Raw genomic sequence first — 4,587 nt, forward strand, 5'->3', positions numbered from 1 at the left:
AACTAGATTTCTGTTTCCGCTATTTACTGGCAATAAAACTACCTAAAACTCAACCTCTGATTTCGTTCTTATGCGCTCCTACTCCTTGATAGCATCAGCCAAAATAAATCTGTACTTGGAAATTATCCGCGATCGCCCGGATGGCTACCACGATCTGTTAATGGTGCTCCAAAGCATTGACTTGGCAGATCAAATTGACCTGTGCCCGCTGGGAACTGATGCTATCCACCTGCATTGCGACCATCCAGAAGTGCCGCAAGACCATCGTAACCTTGTTTATAAAGCGGCAGCACTCATGGCAGAGAAATTCCCTGACGCCTTTGCCAAATATGGCGGCGTCAATATTACAATTCACAAGCGGATTCCCGTTGGAGCGGGACTAGCAGGTGGTTCTACAAATGCCGCTGCGGTTTTGGTTGGGCTGAATTTAATGTGGGAACTGGGACTCAACCAGAGACAATTACAGTATCTGGGGTCTCTACTCGGGTCGGATGTGCCCTTCTGTATCGCTGGCGGTACAATGCTGGCTACTGGACGGGGTGAATTCCTCACTCCTTTACCAGCAATAGATAATTTTTATGTAGTGTTAGCAAAGTACCGCAGTCTCTCGGTTTCAACAGCTTGGGCTTATCAGACATATCGTCATCAATATCTGCGTTCCGACGTGTTGAATGCTTCTGCGATAGGACATTCCAAGCAGCGAGCATACTCAGGACAAATCGTGTCTGCAATTACCCGCCAGAATGAGAAGCAAATTTGTCAATTGCTCCACAATGACTTAGAACGGGTGGTACTGCCAAAATATCCTCAGGTACAGCGGCTGCAAGAGGAATTTCAGCGCTTGGGATGTGCTGGAATGATGTCAGGTTCTGGCCCAACCGTGTTTGCCTTAACCAAGTCTCAGCAAGAGGCGCAACAAGTCCTAGAGTCCGTGAAAAGAGCTATTCCTGACCCTGATTTAGACCTGTGGGTTTCAAAATTCACGCGTTCTAGTATTTGTGTTGCATCCTCTAACTAATAAGATTTCAATTTCAACTTTTTTAAGGAGGACATATGGTTAAAATTATTGCCATTGTTGGTATGCCAGGCTCAGGTAAGAGCTTGGTAGCTAGCTATCTGAGAAATAATGGGTTTCCTATATTTCATTTTGGGGAAATTATCATACGTGAAGTTGAAAAGCGGGGGCTATCAATAACACCACACAACGAGCAAATGGTAAGGGAAGAAATGAGAAGAAACCAGGGTATGGATGTGTGTGCCCAAATGTCCTTACCACTCATTAAAGCAAAGCTTTTAGAGCATCAAGTCGTTATTATTGATGGACTTTATAGTTTTAGCGAATATAAAACTATAAAAAAAGAGTTCAATGATGAATTATTAGTTTTGGGAATTTTTACTCCTAAAGCTATAAGGTATGAACGACTAGCTTTAAGGCAGGAGAGACCTTTAACACCAAGAGAAGCAGAGTTAAGAGATTTCAGGGAAATTGAAATAATTGAAAAAGGTGGACCAATTGCTATCGCTGATTTAATCATAATCAATGATGGAAGTCAGTTTGAATTACATGAAAAGATAGAAAATATCTTGACAAAAATATCTCACAAAATGCCACCTGTAATCTGTAAAAGATGACAATTGATGTTATATTATGAAAAGAATATCTCTTCTTGGTTCAACAGGCTCTATCGGTACCCAAACTCTGAATATTGTCAACCAGTACCCCAATAAGTTTCAGATTGTGGGATTGGCAGCAGGGCGAAATGTAGAATTGCTGGCTCAACAAATTCGTAAGTTTCGACCTGCGATCGCAGCTATCGGCGAAGTACACAAGTTGCCTGTGTTGCAAGCCGCTATCGCCGACCTCGACCCCCAACCAATTCTAGTAGCGGGCGAAGCTGGCGCGATTGAGGTCGCCCGCTACGACGATGCCGAAGTTGTAGTGACTGGCATTGTAGGTTGTGCAGGTCTATTACCTACAATTGCAGCAATTAAGGCAGGTAAAGACATTGCTTTGGCAAACAAGGAAACCTTAATTGCTGGGGGACCAGTGGTCTTGCCTTTAGTGCAGCAGCATGGCGTAAAGCTGTTACCTGCAGATTCAGAGCATTCGGCAATTTTTCAGTGTTTGCAGGGAGTGCCAAACTCTGGGCTGCGGCGGATTCTACTAACAGCTTCTGGGGGAGCATTCCGGGATTGGCCCGTTGAGAAGTTATCAAAAGTCACTGTTGCTGATGCCTTAAAGCATCCCAACTGGTCGATGGGTCGCAAAATTACAATCGATTCCGCCACTCTGATGAATAAAGGATTGGAGGTCATCGAGGCTCACTGGCTTTTTGGCTTGGACTACGACCAGATCGAAATTGTCATACATCCCCAGAGCATTATCCATTCCCTGATCGAGTTACAAGACACCTCAGTGCTGGCGCAACTCGGCTGGCCTGATATGCGCCTACCACTGCTGTATGCTTTGTCCTGGCCAGAGCGAGTTTACACCACTTGGCAGCAGTTAGATTTGGTAAAAGTACGCTCACTCACCTTTGATGCCCCAAACCACCAAAAATACCCCTGTATGCAACTAGCTTATGCTGCTGGTCGATCTGGGGGTTGTATGCCAGCAGTACTTAATGCTGCCAATGAGCAGGCTGTTGCCCTATTTCTAAAACAAAGAATTCAGTTTCTAGATATTCCACGTTTGATTGAACGGGTATGCGATCGCTATCATGTCCAAAACCGTTCTAACCCAACTCTCGCAGATATCATTGCCGCAGACCAATGGGCAAGACAAGAAGTTGCAGCCGCAAGTGAAACCTTAGGTAGTTACGCAATAAGAGTATGAAGATTAAGATTGGCAATGGTTACGATATCCACCGTTTAGTTGTGAACCGCCCCTTAATTTTGGGAGGAGTAAAGATTGACCATGAATTGGGGTTGTTGGGTCACAGCGATGCCGATGTGCTGACTCACGCAATTATGGATGCAATGCTGGGAGCCCTAAGTTTGGGAGATATTGGTCATTACTTTCCACCCACAGATCCCCAATGGGCAGGTGCATCAAGTCTGGTTTTGCTAGCTCAAGTGCATCAGTTAGTCAAGGAGCAGGGGTGGCGAATCAGCAATATTGACTCTGTAGTTGTAGCAGAGCGACCCAAACTCAAGCCCCATATCGAGGCGATGCGTGCCAGACTCACAAGCATTCTGGAACTGGAACCTGAACAGGTGAGCATAAAAGCAACCACCAATGAAAAACTTGGTCCTGTGGGACGAGAAGAGGGAATTGCTGCCCATGCCGTAGTTTTGCTGGTGTCTTCAAAGTAAAAAACTCCTGGTAAATGGAGAAATCATGAGGTAGCGATCGCCACGTACTGTATACACTGTCAATATTCAAGCATAAAAACCCTAAATTTTTTTATTTTGGAGGGAAATATATGACGACCAAAGAAATACCAGTAGCTAAAGGATTACCGCTGATTGGAAATCTTGTTTTTTTATCGAACAATAGCCAACCCCTGCTACAGTTTTTGGTGAAAAATTATCAAAAGCTTGGTCCCCTGTATAAAGTTCGTGTGCTGGGAAAGGATTTAACGATATTTGCGGGAACTGAAGCCAATATGTTTGTTACTCAAAAAGGGATGCATCACTTTACTAATCGTGAAGTTTACGACGAGCTAGCAAAAGAATTTGGAGAGAGTCTCGTAATAACGTTGGATGGTAATCCTCACCGTCGTATGCGCAAAATAGTTGACCAATTTCTTAATTCTGCTGCAATAGCGCAATATCTCAAGCCAATGATTCAGACAACCTTTGACTTCACAAAAAACTGGCAGATAGGTCAGCGCATTGACGTATTTGATTCATTGCGGAAGATTATTTTAAATCAATTTACGTCAGCTTTATTAAGCTGTACATCAACCGATGATTTCCTAGAGAATATTTCTTCATGTCTTACTACAGTGGTAAAAGTTATGCTTGGACAAAAACCAAGGAGTGTGCTGCGTAAACCAACTTACTTAACAGCTAAAAATCGGGCCTTCGCGTTCATACAAGCACTTATTGATAAGCGACGTAAAACCGGGCAAGTAACTGACGAACCAGATGTTCTCGATTTCTTACTGTCAGTAAAAGCTGATGATGGTCAGGCTCTTACAGAAGAAGAAATCTTTACCTGCATATTTATAATTATTTTGGGAGGGCTAGATACACTTGTTAATACTTCGCTATTTCTCATTTATGAGATTCTCAAACATCCAGAAATATATGAGAAAATCATGACAGAAGTGAGTGCGGTTTTTGATAACCGTATTCCAGATTTAGAAGATATTAAAAACATGAAAGTATTGCGTGGGGCAGGAATGGAAAGCTTACGTATATATCAAGGAGGAATTGTCGCAGTACGTTATGTACAACATCCATTTGATTATAAAGAGTATAGAGTTGAAAGTGGACAAACCATATATTTTGCCTCATCAGTATCACATTTTTTACCAGAATTATTCCCAAACCCTTATACCTTTGATGTAGAGCGCTATGCTCCACCACGTCAAGAACATAAGCAGCCCGGGGCATTTGCACCATTCTTTTTAGGACAAC

General features: G+C 43.1%; 5 protein-coding genes. All 5 read left to right on the forward strand.

Going from position 1 to position 4,587, the window contains the following annotated elements:
• The first annotated feature begins 70 nt into the window (after positions 1–70).
• Positions 71–1,018: a 4-(cytidine 5'-diphospho)-2-C-methyl-D-erythritol kinase gene (ispE, locus tag LC574_RS27560; RefSeq protein ID WP_229456845.1), complete on the forward strand. Its 948-nt coding sequence runs from the start codon at positions 71–73 to the stop codon at positions 1,016–1,018.
• Between the two features lie 35 nt (positions 1,019–1,053).
• Positions 1,054–1,632, forward strand: coding sequence for an AAA family ATPase (locus LC574_RS27565; protein ID WP_229456847.1), 579 nt, complete (start codon positions 1,054–1,056; stop codon positions 1,630–1,632).
• A 16-nt stretch (positions 1,633–1,648) separates the two neighbouring features.
• The gene (locus LC574_RS27570) at positions 1,649–2,836 is read left to right on the forward strand and encodes a 1-deoxy-D-xylulose-5-phosphate reductoisomerase (RefSeq protein WP_229456849.1); all 1,188 of its coding nucleotides are present in this window, start codon (positions 1,649–1,651) and stop codon (positions 2,834–2,836) included.
• Positions 2,833–3,315, forward strand: coding sequence for a 2-C-methyl-D-erythritol 2,4-cyclodiphosphate synthase (ispF, locus tag LC574_RS27575; protein ID WP_229456851.1), 483 nt, complete (start codon positions 2,833–2,835; stop codon positions 3,313–3,315). The genes LC574_RS27570 and ispF overlap by 4 nt, the downstream gene beginning before the upstream one ends.
• Positions 3,316–3,425: 110 nt before the next feature.
• Positions 3,426–4,587: cytochrome P450 (locus LC574_RS27580; RefSeq protein WP_229456857.1), on the forward strand; the 1,162-nt coding region annotated here is incomplete at its 3' end.

Origin of the sequence: Nostoc sp. CHAB 5715 (assembly GCF_020829685.1) — a bacterium.
Taxonomy (GTDB): Bacteria; Cyanobacteriota; Cyanobacteriia; order Cyanobacteriales; family Nostocaceae; genus Nostoc.